The sequence below is a fragment of the Gemmatimonadota bacterium genome (assembly GCA_021295815.1).
In the GTDB taxonomy this organism is placed as follows: domain Bacteria; phylum Gemmatimonadota; class Gemmatimonadetes; order Longimicrobiales; family Gaopeijiaceae; genus JAGWBQ01.
The window spans coordinates 15,705-31,887 of sequence record JAGWBQ010000027.1; the positions used below are offsets into that span (position 1 = coordinate 15,705).

The 16,183-nt window shown below is 65.8% G+C and carries 11 protein-coding genes; 5 read left to right on the forward strand and 6 right to left on the reverse strand.

The window, feature by feature from the left end; genetic code table 11:
• Positions 1-1,368: 1,368 nt before the first annotated feature.
• Entirely contained in the window at positions 1,369-2,229 is an 861-nt protein-coding gene (gene thiD / locus J4G12_09955; protein ID MCE2456115.1) for a bifunctional hydroxymethylpyrimidine kinase/phosphomethylpyrimidine kinase, read from the reverse strand.
• 269 nt (positions 2,230-2,498) lie between these two features.
• Here thiD and J4G12_09960 point away from each other — a divergent pair, with 269 nt between their 5' ends.
• Both J4G12_09960 and J4G12_09965 read left to right on the forward strand, forming a co-directional pair.
• Entirely contained in the window at positions 2,499-3,215 is a 717-nt protein-coding gene (locus J4G12_09960; protein MCE2456116.1) for an RNA methyltransferase, read from the forward strand.
• The gene (locus J4G12_09965) at positions 3,212-4,000 is read left to right on the forward strand and encodes a prepilin peptidase (GenBank protein MCE2456117.1); all 789 of its coding nucleotides are present in this window, start codon (positions 3,212-3,214) and stop codon (positions 3,998-4,000) included. Before J4G12_09960 ends, J4G12_09965 begins: the two co-directional genes overlap by 4 nt.
• Positions 4,001-4,010: 10 nt before the next feature.
• On the opposite strand, the gene J4G12_09970 is transcribed toward J4G12_09965, so the two are convergent.
• Positions 4,011-5,000 carry an FAD-dependent thymidylate synthase gene (locus J4G12_09970; GenBank protein ID MCE2456118.1) on the reverse strand — a complete coding sequence of 330 codons (990 nt, stop codon included), beginning with the start codon at positions 4,998-5,000 and terminating at the stop codon, positions 4,011-4,013.
• A 128-nt stretch (positions 5,001-5,128) separates the two neighbouring features.
• Between J4G12_09970 and J4G12_09975 the strand changes: the two genes are divergently transcribed.
• The gene (locus J4G12_09975; GenBank protein ID MCE2456119.1) at positions 5,129-6,760 is read left to right on the forward strand and encodes an acyl-CoA synthetase; all 1,632 of its coding nucleotides are present in this window, start codon (positions 5,129-5,131) and stop codon (positions 6,758-6,760) included.
• Between the two features lie 104 nt (positions 6,761-6,864).
• On the opposite strand, the gene J4G12_09980 is transcribed toward J4G12_09975, so the two are convergent.
• Positions 6,865-9,720, reverse strand: coding sequence for a TonB-dependent receptor (locus J4G12_09980; protein MCE2456120.1), 2,856 nt, complete (start codon positions 9,718-9,720; stop codon positions 6,865-6,867).
• Between the two features lie 206 nt (positions 9,721-9,926).
• On the opposite strand from J4G12_09980, the gene J4G12_09985 reads away from it, so the two are divergent.
• Positions 9,927-11,507 carry a hypothetical protein gene (locus tag J4G12_09985; protein MCE2456121.1) on the forward strand — a complete coding sequence of 527 codons (1,581 nt, stop codon included), beginning with the start codon at positions 9,927-9,929 and terminating at the stop codon, positions 11,505-11,507.
• A complete protein-coding gene (locus tag J4G12_09990; protein MCE2456122.1) occupies positions 11,504-12,679 on the forward strand; it encodes a DUF1343 domain-containing protein in 1,176 nt (391 codons plus the stop codon). Before J4G12_09985 ends, J4G12_09990 begins: the two co-directional genes overlap by 4 nt.
• 24 nt (positions 12,680-12,703) lie before the next feature.
• On the opposite strand, the gene J4G12_09995 is transcribed toward J4G12_09990, so the two are convergent.
• The 3 genes from J4G12_09995 to J4G12_10005 all read right to left on the reverse strand — a co-directional run.
• Positions 12,704-13,180, reverse strand: a complete 477-nt coding sequence (locus tag J4G12_09995; GenBank protein ID MCE2456123.1) for a hypothetical protein — start codon at positions 13,178-13,180, stop codon at positions 12,704-12,706.
• Positions 13,177-15,537 (reverse strand): hypothetical protein, encoded by a 2,361-nt coding sequence (locus J4G12_10000; protein ID MCE2456124.1) that lies wholly within the window; start codon positions 15,535-15,537, stop codon positions 13,177-13,179. Before J4G12_10000 ends, J4G12_09995 begins: the two co-directional genes overlap by 4 nt.
• Positions 15,538-15,822: 285 nt before the next feature.
• Positions 15,823-16,183: hypothetical protein (locus tag J4G12_10005; GenBank protein ID MCE2456125.1), on the reverse strand; the 361-nt coding region annotated here is incomplete at its 5' end.

Sequence of the window (16,183 nt, forward strand, 5' to 3'; positions counted from 1 at the left end):
CATGCCGGACGCCTTCGGCCCCGATGGGCTGGCCGCCTGGGTCGAGCTGGACGAACTGGACGTGCCAACGATCATCGTGAGGAGGTTGCCGCCCGGGGTGAGGTGACGTTAGGGCCTCTCGGCCCGCGCGGGTCCTTTCCCCGGATTCCTCGTTCCCGGACTCTCCAGCGAAGTAGGACCACTTCACGATGGAGGTAAGCAGCAAGATGGGCGAGGCCCGAACGATTCTGCAAACAACGGCCGCAGTGTTGCTCGCAGCGGTTGCCTTAGCGGAGTCTCCGGCCTACGTCTGCGGACAAGACAGTCGATCCGACTCCGGGTCCGGGATAGCCGAATGGGTCCTCACGCCCGATCTGCGCATCGGAAACGACGGAGAGCTCGATCTCACAAGGGTCAGGATATTGCTCCCGGCCGACGATGGGTCGCTTCGATTCCTTGATGCCAACGAGCTCATCGTCCTCGGGCCGTCGGGCCGGATCCGGAGTCGCTCCCAGCGGGGAGAGGGGCCCGGCGAGTTCATTTTACCCATCCAACTCGGGTGGTGGATGGGACGGGATTCGATTTGGGTGCAAGATGCGGCCTTGCGTCGCTTCACCGTATTGACGGCAGACGGTGAGTACGTTCGGAGTTTCAGGCAGGAGGAGTTGTCGTACGGATCCGCGTTCCGGGTCGGTGTGGTTCGCAACTTTCTTCCGGACGGGTCGCGCCTCGCCCTGACCGAGCAATACGGACCAGAGCCGCCGGACTCTTTCCCATTGGTCCGCATACAGGGCAATGGGACAATTGAGGAGATACTCCGCGTATCCTACTATGGGAATAGTGCCCGGCTTTATTCGGAAAACGGGGGCTTCTTCATGCACCCGCTGCCCTCTGGACCGCTGTTTGCATTCGAACCCGGGGGTGAGCGCACGTTCTTGGTGGACCGTCCGGCATACGATGGCGGGGGGACCCCGCGTGCCCGGATCCAGGCCAGGTCACCGAGCGGCACCGTCCTGTGGACCCGCGACATCGCTTACGATCCCGTGCCGGTTCCGGATCAGGAGCTGGACTCGCTCTCGGCTTCCCTGCGACAAAGGTTTGAAGATATGTTCGGCGGCAGGTCGAGACGCGAAGTCGCTCGAATCTTCGACCGTTCCGTCCAACTCCCGAGCCACTATCCGCCGATTAGATCAGCGTTCAGCGAGACCGGGGGCAGGCTGTGGTTGCAATGGGCGGATGGACGAGGCGACTCGCAGTTCACGGTATTGGATTCAGACGGATCGATCATGGCACGCTTGGCTGGCCCGGAGAATGACGACGGGGCGCCTCGGGCAGTTGCGGGAAACTTCGCATGGGGGGTGATCAAGGGCCCCTTTGACGTGCCAATCATCATCCGCTGGGTGATCGATCGCCGCGCGGCGCCCTCCATTCGATCCGCACCTTGTGACTCAACGGCGTGGCTCCAGACCCGAGATCGGGCGTGGAGGCTATGCTCGAGGTCACATAACCGATGGCATGCCCTACGGCCTCGGTCAGCGGCGTACCGAGCGCCAGACCGGCAGTGATCGCGGCGGAGAGCGTGCAGCCGGTACCGTGAAAAGGCCCGCCATCGATTCTCGGGTGGCTCCAGATCAGCTCGGTCGAGCCGTCCCAAAGCAGGTCGTGTAGTTCCGTCGCACCGCCGGACGTGGAGCCCAGATGGCCACCAGTGACCAGAGCGGCCCGCGCCCCCATCTCCACCAGGGCCCTGGCCGCCGCTCGCATTTCGTCGAGCGATGACACCTCCTTTCCGGTAAAGAGAGCCGCCTCGTGAAGATTCGGCGTGACCACCTTCGCAAGGGGCAGAAGTTCTTCGACCAGAGCTGCCTCGGCGCTGTTCGACAAGAGGCGGTCACCGCTCGTGGCCGCACTGACCGGATCGAGAACGAAGCGGTCACGGAGGCGGTGCTCGCGGATGCTCTTCGCCACGGCGGAGACGATCCCGGCGTCGGCCAGCATGCCGGTCTTCACGGCCGCAGGGTGAAGGTCGGGGACCACGGCGTCGATCTGCCGCCGCACGTCGCTCGCGGCAAGCGCCCGAACTCCGCTGACACCGGTGGTGTTCTGGGCGGTCACCGCCGTAAGCGCGCTCGTGCCGAAGATGCCGAAGGCTTGGAAGGTCTTCAGGTCGGCCTGGACGCCCGCACCTCCGCCCGAATCGCTGCCGGCGATGGTGAGAGCGACGACGGGACTCGGCTTCGAGGTGGGCATTTACGTTTCTGGTGTTCGTTCCAGCATGGTCGGTGCGCTCATCTTGAGTCGACGTCGCGCTGTGGAGTGCTTACCCGGCCCGGCGGTGAACGGTTTGGCCGAAACGCGGTACCTCCGTCCCTAGCCGTCCCTCCTCCCGGATTCCCCCGAACGCCTGTCGCTTGCCCGTACTTCACGCGCCTCCTACCTCCGGTCTGAGCGATCGCCGCCGCCGACGGGCGGCCAGGCTGCACTCGTCCAGGCAGAGAAGACGCGATCGACTTGTCTTCGTGGAGGGAGCCAGGGCAGCGTCGGAAGCTCTGGATGCCGGGGTCCGGGTGCGGTTCGCTTGCGCGACCGAGCGGGGGCTGGACACGCCGCTGGCCAGTAAGTGCTGGACGGCGTGCGCCGATGCGGGAGTCGACCGACTCTTCGTGTCTGAGGACGAGATGCTTTCGATAGCGGATAGCGTCACCCCGCAGGGCTTCGCCGTCGTCTGCGAGGAACCGCGCCACGACCTGCAGGCGGTCGCTCGCTCGAGGCTCACCATCGTCCTGGATGGCATCCGGGATCCGGGCAACGTCGGCACGCTGATTCGCTCGGCGGCGGCGCTCGCGGCCGGTGGTGCGGTAGTTCTCGACGGTTCCGCAGACCCTTGGGGAACAAAGGCCGTCAGGGCTTCGGCGGGGATGATGTTCCGGCTGCCGGTGGCATCCGCGCCGTGGAGCGAGGTCGAACGGGTAATCGCGAAGGCGGGTGCGGTCACCTGCGTCGCCGACGCCGCCGGCAAGCCGGTCCCACTGGCGTCCTCGTGGCCGGACCGGATCGCGTTGGTCATCGGCAGCGAAAGGAGCGGCGTTCGGGCCGAGGCTCGCTCGCTCGCCGGTCTCACCGTGGCCGTGCCCATGCGCACGGGAACCGAGTCCATGAACGCGGCCGCCGCAGGCGCCGTCCTCATGTGGGAGATCCTGCGTTCCGGAAGGCACGTGACAGCGGTTCCCAAATGACGGCCATGCTCCTGGCCGCGCTCCTGGGCGCCTGCGTCGGTTCCTTCGCCAATCTGTGCGCGTTGCGCTGGCCTCGGGACGAATCGGTCCTGTGGCCGAGATCGAATTGCCCAGGCTGCGGAAAACCGCTGAGCTGGCTCGAACTCACGCCGGTTCTGGGCTGGTCGTTTCTGCGAGGGCGGTGCCGTCGCTGCTCCATCCCCATCCCGGTTCAATACCCGCTTATGGAGGTCTCGGGGGCGCTGATCTGGGTGGGCATGGCGGCGTCCCAGGGAGTCGGCCTCGAGGCCTTGCGAGGTGCGCTCTTCCTCACCATTCTCCTCGCGATCGCCGCTTCGGACGCGCGCTTCTACATCATTCCCGATCAGCTCTCGGTCGGTGGAGCCGTCCTCGGCCTCGTGCTCTCGCTGGCTCCGGGCGGAATCGATGGACATGAGTCGGCCATCGGCGCCGCAGTGGGATTCGCTTCACTCTGGACCGTGGGCTGGTGTTCCACGCTTCTGCTCCGACGCCTGGCGCCCGAGCGGCTCGGCGCTTTCGGTGCCGAAAGGGCCTTGGGCGGCGGCGACATCAAGATGATGCTGATGACGGGAGCGTTCGTGGGACCCGGCGGAGTCGCGATCTCCATCCTGGTCGGTTCCGTGGCGGCGCTCGCGGTCTTCGGCCCGCTCAGCCTGCGAGGGCAGCGGCTGATCCCGTTCGGGGTTTTCCTCGGGGTCGGAGGAGCCGTGGCCTACACCTGGGGAGAGAGGCTCACCGACTGGTACCTGGGCATGTTCGGATAGGGAAGATCCGTCACCGCGTGTCGTGCACGGGCACCGCCCTCGCAATCTCGCGCTCCACATCTTCCGCCGTGCGCATCTTCGAAAGATCGAGCTCGAAATCGGGTACCTCGGTAGGCCCTGCGAGCTTTGCGGCGAGCTCCCGTATCTCCCGTGGAGCCAGCTCGAGTTCGGCCAGCTCGCCGACGCTCAGCGTCGCCCCCTCCTTGGCCCGGAGCCCTCCGTCCCCACTTACCTCAACCAGCTGGCGGATCGCCTCGAGCTCCCCTCGACTCAGGGCGCTTCCCAGCAACTGGTAGTCCATCCAGGCTTCGAACGTCAGCGGGGCCACGCGCCTTACAGCTCCCGCCATCACCTTGGCGTACTCGCGTATCTCCCACTGGGCGTGAGGGTCGGCGCGCAGCAAGAGGAAATGGAGGAGATTGTGGAGGTCGATCTTCCAATACCACTGCGTGTAGGTCGATAGAGGAAGGTCGATGCGGGCGATCTCGCGGGCAATGTCCTCGGCTATCAGCCACGAGTATCCGTCGCCGGCTTCCGCCCGAATCCTCTCCCAACGGCCGACCGCCTCCCGGTAGACGACATCTTCGACGCCTCCGTCCCGCCCCTGCTTGTTGGTGGCGCTCTGAGTCTCGACCTGCCCGCGCTCGGGGCGGTAGAAGAGGAGAGGCAGGAGGGAATACCGTGCCGAGTACTCGTTGACCGAGGCTGTCCGATGGCGGATCCACTGTCGCGCGACGAACATCGGCATGGCGCAGTGAAATTTGAACTCGACCATCTCGGAAGGAGTCGTGTGCCGGTGGCGACGGAGGTAGCGGATCAAACCTCTGGTGGCGGATTTGCGGCGGGTGCCGGCTCCGTAGCTGACCCGGGCCGCTCGCTCCACGTCCGAGTCGCCGCCCATGTAGTCGACGAGCGCGACGAAGCCGTGGTCGAGGACCGGAAAGTACCCGCCGAGTATCTCTTCGGCGGCGGGAATCGTGGGGCGGCGGGTCTCGGGCATGGAGGTAATCTATCCTGATTTGCGAGGTCTGCCGTGGCCCGTCGGGGGTAGGGTGGCGATATATTGCTACGGATTTTTCCGCTCCCGACCACCCTCGGAGACCATATGCATCCCGACGACCTCGCTCAGTGACATTCTGGCTCGCCGAACGTGCGAAGGCATTCGAAACGAGACACGCGATTCTGGCGGCCGAGGGCATCTTCACCTACGGCCATCTGCTCGGCGCCTCGGAACGGACGGCAAGACGGCTGCTCGCCCGAAGGGACGCGACGGGGCCTTCCCTCCGAGGACTCGACGGCGCCCGCATCTGCTTCCTGGTCTCTCCCGGATGGGGATACGTCGTGACCCAATGGGGGATCTGGAGAGCGGGAGGGGTAGCGGTTCCGCTCGCCATCTCGCATCCGTCGCCCGAGCTTGCCCATGTGCTCCACGACCTCGATCCGGAGCTGGTCATGGTCGAGGCCGGGCTTCGCTCTCGCCTGGAGAGCGTCGCACGCGAGCTGCGGATCCCCCTGTTCGACCTGGATGACATGTCGGGTTCCCGGTGCGCTTCCAGATCGCGCTCGGACAGGTTGCGCCGGAGACTCGCGGCAGGAGTGTCCCGACGACGGCAGGCCGGATCCACGTCGGCGAGTCCGGACGGGGAGGGTCGTGCGGCGGTGGATCTCCCTGTGGTGACGGCCGGCGATCCGGCGATGATCCTCTACACCTCCGGCACCGCAGGATCGCCCAAGGGCGTCGTGATCGACCACGGTCATCTGCAAAACCAGGTAGAATCGCTCAGCGAGGCCTGGAGCTGGACAGCCGAGGACCGCATCCTGCTTCATCTTCCCCTTCACCACGTCCACGGGATCGTCAACGTCCTCCTGTGCTCGCTCCGGAACGGAGCCCTCTGCGAGATCCTGCCACGCTTCAACGCCATCGACGTCTGGGAGAGACTGGCCCGGACCGAGATCACGCTCTACATGGGCGTGCCCACAACCTACCGGAGGCTCGCCGACACCTGGAAGCTGGCCGACTCCCAGACCCGGGGCGCCTGGAGCGCAGGAGCGCGCGGGTGCAGGCTCATGGTCTCGGGCTCCGCGGCGTTGCCGGTCCCGCTGCTGGAGAGTTGGGAGGAGATCACGGGTCAGAGGCTTCTCGAGCGCTACGGCATGACCGAGATCGGCATGGCGCTTTCCAATCCGCTGGAGGGTGAGCGACGGGCCGGTACGGTCGGACACCCGCTTCCCGGCGTCGAGCTCCGCCTGGTGAACGAGGAGGGTGAGGAACCGAAGCCGGGCTTCCTTGGCGAAATACATGTGCGCGGCCCGACGGTCTTCGGCCGTTACTGGGACCGGACCGACGAAACCGCGGAGGCATTCACCGAGGACGGGTGGTTCAGGACCGGTGACCTGGCATCGGTGGACGAGGACGGCTACTACCGGATCCTAGGGCGCTCGAGTCAGGACATACTCAAGACTGGCGGCGAGAAGATCTCGGCCCTGGAGATCGAAGGGGTCATCCGTTCGCATCCCGGCGTGCTCGACTGCGCCGTGGTGGGCGTCGGCGACGATGACTGGGGCGACCGGGTCTGCGCTGCGGTCGTGGGGAAGGCGTCGAGCCGGCTCGCCGAAGAGGAGCTCGCCGCCTGGGCCCGAGGGCAGCTGGCTCCCTACAAGGTTCCGAAGGAGATACGCGTGGTCTCAAGCTTGCCGCGCAACGCCCTCGGCAAGGTGATCAAGCCTGCAGTGAAGGAGCTCTTCGGAGAGAGCCGGTAGGCGACGGCATCTTTCCCACAATAAGGAAAATGTCCGCAGACCCCGGGGGGAGCCTGCGGACACCAGGTTGTCGTCGGTCGTCTTCCCTGACCGGCGTCAGCCTCCTACCAGTGGTAACCCACCCGGGCGTAGTAGAAGCCCCCGTTGAAGCCGAAGGGAGTGAACTGGCCGTATCGGTTGCCCACTCCGTCGGCCGCTCCCGGGTACTCCTGCGGGAAGGTGTTCAGGACGTTCTGGCCGCCCAGAGTCAGCCTGAAGCTTTCCGTGAGTGGATAGGACGCTTCCACATCGAGGAGCGTGCGCGCCGGATAGTCGATGGTGTTGCTGGAACCCGACTCGTAGTACGGGGTCTCGCCATCGAAGTAACCGCCCCAGTAACTGCTTCTCACCAGGACGGCAGCGCCACCGGCAAAGTCGTGCTGCACCGTCACGTTGCCGCGGACGTTCGGAAGACCCTCCTCCAGCCGGCGGATGCGCAACGCGTTCAGTGTATTGGCGTTCCATTTCGTGACTTCGGTGCGGTTGAAGTTCCACGCGCTGCTGATCGTCGTTCCCGAGAGGTCGTTGCCCACCATCCGGTAGGCCGCCACGAGATCGATACCCTGGCTGCGGGTATCGAAGTCGTTGATGAAAAAGCGGAACCTGGCCAGCACGCCACCCGGGCGGATGATCCCTTCGGCCAGAAGAGTCTCGATCTCGTCGGGGCTGAGCAAGAAGTCCTGGCTGAAAGTAAGCCGGTTCGACATGTCGATCTGGTACGCGTCGACCGACAAGTTGAAGTTGCCGCTCTCGGCGACACCGCCGATCGCGACGCTCACGGAGGTTTCGGGGTCCAGTGCCTCACCGCCGTACCTGGCCGCCAACAAGGAAGTCGACGGGATGGTGCCGTTGTTGGTCAGGTCGCCGAGGTCGAAGTCGTAGATGGTCGAGATGTTGAAGGCGTTCGACTGACCCGGAGTGGGCGCCCGGAATCCGGTGCTGGCGCTTCCTCGCAGCGCGAAGCCCTCGGTAAGCCTGACCCGACTCGAGAGCTTGCCGTTGACCGTCGTGCCGAAGTCTGAGAAATTCTCGGCGCGACCCGCCAAGCCAACGGTCCAACCGCCATCGGGGTCCCGAACCTCGAGATCGGTATAGCCGGCGTAGTTGGTGCGCGACCAGTTGCCTACAGTGAGCGGTCCGAAGCCGGTGAAACCGTTCGAACCGGGCGTGAAGCCCTGGCTGGCCAGAGGGCCCTCGGTCCAGGAGGCCTCGTCGCCCTGGATGATCTCGAAGCTTTCCGTCCTGCGCTCGAGTCCGCCCGCGACGTTGACCCTGTCGTTGAGGGCGTACGAAAGGTCGAGGTTGAGGTTCAGCTCCTGCTGATCGTAGATGCCCGGGCGGAAGAACGGGGTGCAGGGCTGCTCGGGAACGTGAGGCGAGGTGCCTTCGTCGCTGCACGGTTGATTCGGTCCCAGAGACGCGTTAACCGTGTTGTACATGAAGAAGTCCATGTTCGACCGGCCCCAACCGACGCTCAGGTCCCAGTTCAGGCCGTTCTCCAGAATACCCTTGAGTCCGGCCACGCCCGAGGCGTCGAGAATCTCGGAGCCGAACTGCGGGGTGAAGCCGCCCGGAAACAGCTTTTGGAAGGTGAAGCAGTTGGGGTTGGCGAGGACCTCCTGCCAAGCCGGCAGATCGGTGACCACGCCACCGGATACCGCCACCCGGGGGCACCCGGCGGAGCCGTCCAGGACACCGTCCTGGGCGTCGAGCAGATCGCCGACGAGAAGCTTGGAGCCCATCTCGTCGCCGGTTCCGAAGACGCCGCTGCGGGTATTCGGGTTTCTGAAGTAGAACCCGCCCTCCACCGTCTTGGAAACGTAGCTGCCGTTGCCGTAGAAACTGGTTCCGTTCTGGAATACGTAGCCCGTGTTGGCCCACAGCTTGATCTCGTCCTTGATGTCGGGCGAACCCCAGATCTGAGCCGGTTCGCGCACGCTGGTGTTGCCTGCGGCGATCAAGGCGAGAGCGTCGTTTCGCTGTACGGCACGATTCGTAGTTCCGGAGTTGCCGTACTCGCCGGTGAGGTTGAGAAAGCCATTGTCGCCGAGAGGAAGCCCGACGTTGCCGGTGATGGAGTACATCTCACCGTCGCCCTCGGTCAGGTAGCCGCCACTCTTGACCTCGAGGGAGCCGCCGGAGCGATCGTTCTTGAGAATGAAGTTCATCACGCCGGCGATGGCGTCCGAGCCGTACTGAGCCGCAGCGCCGTCTCGAAGAATCTCGGCCTGCTCCACCGCCGTTCCGGGGATGACCGAGAGATCCGGCCCCTGCGAACCGTCGGCTAGACCGTTTCCGTACCAGGTGATGACCGCTGTGCGGTGGCGGCGCTTGCCGTTCACCAGAACGAGCGTGTGATCGGGAGCGAGGCCGCGGAGATTCGCCGGTCGGGCGAAGGTCGCCGCGTCGGAGATCGGCTGGATGTTCACGTTGAACGACGGAGCGACGTTACGGAGCAGGTTGGCCATGTCTGTGTCGCCCTGCTTGACGATTTCGGCGCTCGGAAGAACGTCGATCGGCACGGCCGATTCGGTTACCGTGCGGGGTCGGGCGCGGGTGCCGATGGCGCTTATCCCGCCCAAGACGATCACCTCCTCGGAGAGGGCCGCGTCGGCGGAAGTGACCTGACCGGCGCTGACGGTGATGTTGACCGACTCGGTCGCGTAGCCGATCAGGCGGAACTCGACGGTCTGCGCGCCCGCCGGGACGCCCTGCACCGCGTAGACCCCGTTGCCGCGCGAGAGGGAGCCGAAACCCGTGCCGGCGATGGACACCTGGACTCCGGAGAGAGGCTGACCCGTCATGGCGTCGGTGACGGTTCCGCTGACGCCGCCGGTATCCTGAGCCGACAAGCCTGTCGAGCCCAGTGCCGCCAGTATCGCGAGTGCCGCACCCGCGGGACCGATGGTACTTCTTCTCATGTTGGTTCTCCTGAGTGAGCTGCGGATGTAACCATCCGCTTCCTGCGTGAACGGACGTTAGGCTAACGTCCGGAGAATGCAACCACGAACAAAACCATGGCGCTCCGACATCGGGAGAGCCATCGCGACCGCCGCATCGGAACGGCCTTGGTCAGTGTGCGTAGAAGGTGAGCCAATCTAACCGAAACCTCTGAAACCTGCCAGTCATGCCGATCGCCGCAGCGGAACACCAAGCCGACATCCTGGCCTCCCTTCGCAAGCTGAAGGGACGCGCCACCGTTGGAGACGTCACCTCCGACCTGGGGCTGGCCGCTGCGGAGGTCCGGGCCGGGCTCAAGGCTCTTCTAGGGACCCACCACGGACATCTCGCGGTCACCGACTCCGGCGAGCTCATCTACACCTTCGACCGGGGCTTCATCGCTCGTGGCTCGGAGCCGCTCCTCGCTCGAGCCAAACAGGCGATCACCGGCTTCCTCAAGAGCGCCTTCAAGGTCGCCATCGTCGTCGTACTGGTCGGGTACTTCCTGCTCTTCGTCGCGCTCGTCATCGCCGCGCTGCTCGCCAGACGGGACGACTCGGGCTTTGGAAAGCGGCGCGGGGGCGGAGGCGGCTTCGGTCTGGGGGATTTCGCGCTCTGGTACTGGATATGGGGATCGGGATGGGGTCGGGGCAGGCCGTACTACGGTGCGGCCTGGGAGCGATCGCTTCCCCGCTCGGTCAAGGTGCCCTTTTACAAGAAGGTGTTCGCGTTCGTCTTCGGACCCGACCTGCCCAATCCGTCGCAGCGTCGGCGCGACCGCGAAGCCCTTCAGCTCATCCGCGCGCGAGGAGGCGTGGTGTCGGCGGCCGAGTTCGTCGAACACTCGGGTCTCGAGCTGGAAAAGGCCGAGGACGAGCTCGCTCATCTCCTCGGGGCCTTCGACGGAGAGCCGACCGTCTCACCGGAGGGCGAAGTGATCTACGTCTTCCCCGAGCTCATGGCCAGCGCAGGGAGATCCCGCACTCGAGCTCCCGATCCAGCTTGGCTGAAACTCGAGAAAAAGAGGCCGCTCACAGGGAACACAGGTGCGGCGAACGCTATCGTCGTGGGCATGAACGCCTTCATTCTGGTGGCGGCGGCAAGCGCGCAGTCCTTCATTTTTCCCGCTCTGGGAATCGTCAATCCCGAGCTCGGCATCGTGACGCCTCCGCTTGCCGCGATGATCGGCCTGGTCTGGGTGCCGGTCGGTTTCAGCGCACTCTTCTTCGCCGTGCCCGCGCTGCGCATGCTGGGAGTGGTGAGGGAGAACCGGAAGCGTCGGGAGCGCAACGTCCGCCGCGTGCTGCTCGGGCTGATCTATTCCGAAACCCTCGCGCGCGGGGCCCCGATCTCGACTGCGGACGCGGGTCGCTACGTGACGCGGCGGCTCCGTTCGAGAGCGGCCGAAGGAACCGGCTCCTCCGAACGGGAAGCCGCCCGGGCGCTCCGTTCCCTGGCGCGGGAGTTCGACGCCGATGTGGTGGTGGACGAGAGCGGAGACGAGCACTTCGACTTCTCTGCGATCACGCGGCAGTACGCGGCGGGGGAGCTGGTCAGGTCCAACACGCGACTGGGAGAGATCGGCAAGGTCGTCTTCGCCACTGACGACGATTCGATCACCGAGTCCGAACGCGACGCCCGCCTCTTCGACCGCGCTCTGGCGGATTCGAAGACCGATCTCTCGCGCTACGTCCGGCGTGCGGAGAGCGTGGACTACCGGGACGACTTCGCGGGAATGGCATTCGACGCGGAGTTGGCGCGGGGGTGATCCGAACAGGCGTCGACGTTCTGCTGGGTGAGGACGACGGCGCACTCGGCCGTGAACTGAAAGGCCGACGTCTGGGCGCGATCGTCCATCCCGCCTCGGTCACGGCCGACCTCGTGCATACCGCGCAGGCTCTCCTCGACGCCGGTTTCCACCTGCGGGCGCTTTTCGGACCCCAGCACGGCGCGCGCGGCGAGAAGCAGGACAACATGATCGAGTCCGACCACTTCACCGACCCCGCCACCGGACTTCCGGTTCACTCCCTTTATGGAGATGTGCGGCGTCCCACGCCGGAGATGCTCGACGGGCTGGATGTGGTGATCTGCGACCTGCAGGACGTGGGCGTTCGGGTCTATACGTTCATCTGGACCATGGCGCTTGCCATGGAGGCGTGCGGCGAGGCCGGAGTCGGTTTCGTGGTGCTCGACCGCCCCAACCCGGTGGGATGCCTGGCGAGGGAGGGGCCGCTGCTTCGTCCGGGATTCGAGTCTTTCGTGGGGCTGCACCCGCTCCCGCTTCGTCACGGCCTGACCTGCGGCGAGGTCTCGAGGTGGCTGGTGGGTGAGCGGGGCGTGGAGTGCGAACTGGAAGTCGTGCCTTGCGAAGGGCTCGAACGTGCCACGATCTGGTCCAAGACCGGGATCTCCTGGGTCATGCCCAGCCCCAATCTGCCGACTCCGGACTCGTGCGCCGCCTATCCCGGCATGGTGTTGCTGGAGGGCACGAACCTGTCGGAGGGCCGGGGAACGACGAGACCCTTCGAGCTGGTGGGAGCGCCCTTCATCGACGGACCCGCACTTGTCGCCCGCCTCGACCGGGCCGAACTTCAGGGCGTCCGATTCCGCCCTTGTCACTTCGAGCCGACCTTCAACAAATTCGTCGGCGAGACCTGCGGCGGCATCCAGCTGCACGTGACCGACCTCGAGCGATTCCGGCCCGTCCGCGTCGCCGTCGAGCTTATCGCCGCGGTCAAGGAGCTCTGGCCGGCCGGTTTCGCCTGGCGCGAACCCCCCTACGAGTACGAGGAGACCCTCATGCCCATCGACATCCTTTGGGGCTCCGCCGGGTTGCGAACCGCTGTGGACGAGGGTTCTTGCCCGGACGCCCTGCTCTCGGAGGCGGACGACCTGGACCGCTTCGGCCGGGAGGTCGAACCCTACCTGCTCTACGTGTAGCGGCGGCCGGCGCCGGGGGTTCGTTTAGCCTTGGCGACCGAGGTTCAGGCCGTCGGCAACGGGCGAGCGGGACGCTTCGTCGGCCGGTGTCTCGGGAGGTACACCGCTTTCCCCGGTGCATGCCCAGAAACGCTCCATGTCCTCCTGGATGTGCAGATCGAGGGTCTCCCCAGGGTCCACGGTCAGTGTCGGGGTCCTGCAACGCGGTCCCGCAAGCACGTCGATCTCGATGTATAGAGGCTGGTCGATCTCGAACGGGATCGAGAAGGCTGCGTCGCGCTTGCCTGTGACCGAACCGATCAGGTGGCGCCGGCCGGGGGTCACCGCGTAGAGCCGGGCGTCGTTGAAACGGAGGTTCTGCACGTGAAGCCGCACCGAGTTCTCACCGACCGGGTCGCGGGTGAACGGGTCCTCCACCCCGACCGTGCGCCCCGGTCCCCCGCAGGCGGCGAGCGCCATGACTGCGGAGGCGAGGACGACGGAGGTCGGAAACGTTCTCATCTGATCGCCTCCGGCATTCGCTCCCTCAGCTCCTCGAGGTCGAGGGCCCAGACGCCTCTCCCGTGGGTTCCGGCGATGAGCATGTCGCTGGGGTGAACCACCAGGTCGTGCACGAAGGTGCTGGGCAGATTCCCCAGTACGTCCCACGACTCGCCGCGATCCATGGAAACGTAGGCGCCGACGTCGGTGCCCAGGTAGAGGACCTCGGGATTTTCGGGATCTTCGCGGATGATGTTTACGGGACCGACCGGGATCCCGTCGGCGATGCTCTCCCAAGTGGCGCCGTAATCCGAGGAGCGCCAGGCGTAGGGGCCGTAGTCGTCGTTACGGCGCCCGTTCTGGGTCACGTACGCCCTGCCCTCCACATGCTGGGAGGCCACGACCTCCGAGGTGAAGCGACCGGGGTGGAGTCCGGCAGTGATCTCCGTCCACTCGCCGCCGTCGTTCATGCTCGCATGGACCCGGCCGTCGTCGGTGCCCGCGTAGAGCAGCCCCCTGCGCAACGGCGACTCGGCGAGCGCGACGATGGTCTGGTACTGGATGTCGCCGATCTTGTCGGGGTCGTTGTAGGAGAGATCGGGCGAGATGCGCTCCCAGGTGTCGCCGCGATCCGTGGACTTGAAGACGTGCTGCATCCCGTGGTAGATCGTGTTGGGATCGTGGGGCGAGATGATGAAGTGCGCCAGCCACTGCCCTCTGAGCGGCGGCTCGCCTTCTGCAGCCTGCGGAACGATCGACTCCGTCTCGCCGGTGGCCAGGTTGGTGCGCCGTAGGCTGCCGTAGAAGCCGGCCGAGTAGACGATGTTCGGGTCCCGGGGATCGACGGCGTGATGGCTGCCCTCGCCTCCCGGCGCCCGGTCCCACGCTATGGGGCGGAGATTGTTGCGACCTCGGGAAAGATCGACCTCCGCGCTGAAGGAGCCGTGGTCCTGAACCGAGCCGTAGACTCTGAACGGCGTGCCCGTGTCGACATTCACGTTGAAGAACTGGACCATGGGCAGATCGACGAAGAAACGCCAGTTCTCACCCGCGTCGTACGAGACGTAGACCCCACCGTCGTTGGCGTTCACCAGATAGTCCGAGTTGTCGGGGTCGATGAAGAGGCCGTGATGGTCGCCGTGCATTCCGGTCAGCCTTCGGAAGGAGGCGCCGGCGTCTTCGGAGACGTTGAGCCCGAGCCCCATCACGTAGATCCGGTCAGGGATGTTGGGATCGACGCGCATCTGGCCGAAGACCCAGCCGTAGGTGGCGGAGAGTCCCTCCATGTAGGAGTCCTGTTGCGACGTCCGCCGCCATGACGCACCTCCGTCGTCCGAACGATAGACCGTCGCTCCCCGGATGACGTCCCCCCGGGGCCTGCCGTAGGAATCTGTCTCGGTGGTGTCCGCCGGGCGGGCGCTCTCGTAGTTGTCGACGAAGGCGTACACGGTCTCCGGCTGCGACATCGCCAGATCTAGGCCGATGCGGCCGCGGTAGCGGGCTTCCGGAAGCCCATCGTTGATCTGCGCCCAGGAAGCGCCGCCGTCGGTGGTCTTCCACACGCCGGATCCGGTGAAGTGGTCGTCCGAGCCGGTGAACGCGGGCTCGTTGCGGGGATCGTTGAAGGCTGCCCGACGACGTTGCCAGGTGGCCGCGTAGAGCGTGCTCGGGTCGTCTGGGTGGATCACCAGGTCGATCGCCCCGGTCATGTCGTCGACGAAAAGGGCCAGCTCCCAGGTCTCGCCCCCGTCGGTCGTCTTGTAGACGCCGCGCTCGGGGTTGTCGCGGTACTCCTGCCCGCTCGCCGCCACCCAGACCGTCTCGGGATCGGCGGGGTGGATGACGATGCGGGCGATAGTGCCGGTTTCGGTAAGACCCTTGTGCTCCCAGGTGTCGCCGCGGTCGTCCGAGCGGTAGATGCCCATGCCGGCGTGGGAGGAGCGGAAGATGTTCGCCTCGCCGGTTCCCACCCAGAGAATGTCATGGTCGGAGGGCGCGAGAGCGATGTCGCCGATCGAGGTGGTGAGCTGTTCGTCGAATAGCGAGGTCCAGGTGACACCTTCGTTGTCGGTCCGCCACACCCCGCCCGAGGCCCCGGCGGCGTAGATGGTGTAGGTCTCGCCCCTCGGGACGGCTACCGCGATGTCGGTCGAGCGCCCGGAGATGTTGGTCGGCCCCAGGTGTTGCCACTCGATCTCGCCGAAGGGTGAGAGCTCGACCATGGCGCGGTGTCGCTCGAACTCTTCGAGTCGCTCGGTGGCGGACATGCGTTCCTGGGCACCGGTCGGGCCGGGGAGCCCGGTGACCGATAGGAGCGCGGCCAGTGCGAGCGTCGCGGTCGGAAACGCGGTTCGGATGGTTCGGTCGGGTCTGATCATAGCGTTGGTTGCCAGGCTCTTCGGTTCCTGGTTTTGTGTCCCAGAGATAGCTGCACATAGTGAGCTGCGGCGGATGGCTTGGCCGAATATTGCTATCGGACGAGGCCATGTCCAATCTATCACCACCAAAGGACGTCTGCCACGACCTCGATCGACAAGATCGGAGCGACCGCCTTCGTAATAGCCTCAGATCCGCGAGAGCGAAGACAGCCGGCCCGAACCGCTCTTCACCGATCCCTACGCCGCACGGTTCTCAAGCGATTTCGTGCGCGCCGAACTCGGCGCTCACCGTCTCCAGGCGGCGGCGTCCGGGATCCCGCGGCTGAACATCATGTCCAGCCCCGGCCCAACGGTGCGCCCCACCAGGTCCGCGGCAACCTGAACTGCAGCCGGCAGGTCGCGAAGGATGGCGCGCACCTGCCCCGTGCGCGGATCGCGCAGGATGGCCATGGCGCGGTCGCCGTCGCCGTCGAGCGAGGCGGTCCCGCCCGGCCCGGTCAGCGTGACGGCGGCGAGCGCGGCCTGCCAGGCGGGCCGGGCGGGCACGACGAAGACGAACGACGACTGACCGTCGGCGTCCGCCAGCTCGGGCATGGCGAAGCCGATCGAGAAGAGCGTCTCGCCGTCGTCGGCGGTTCCGACGATC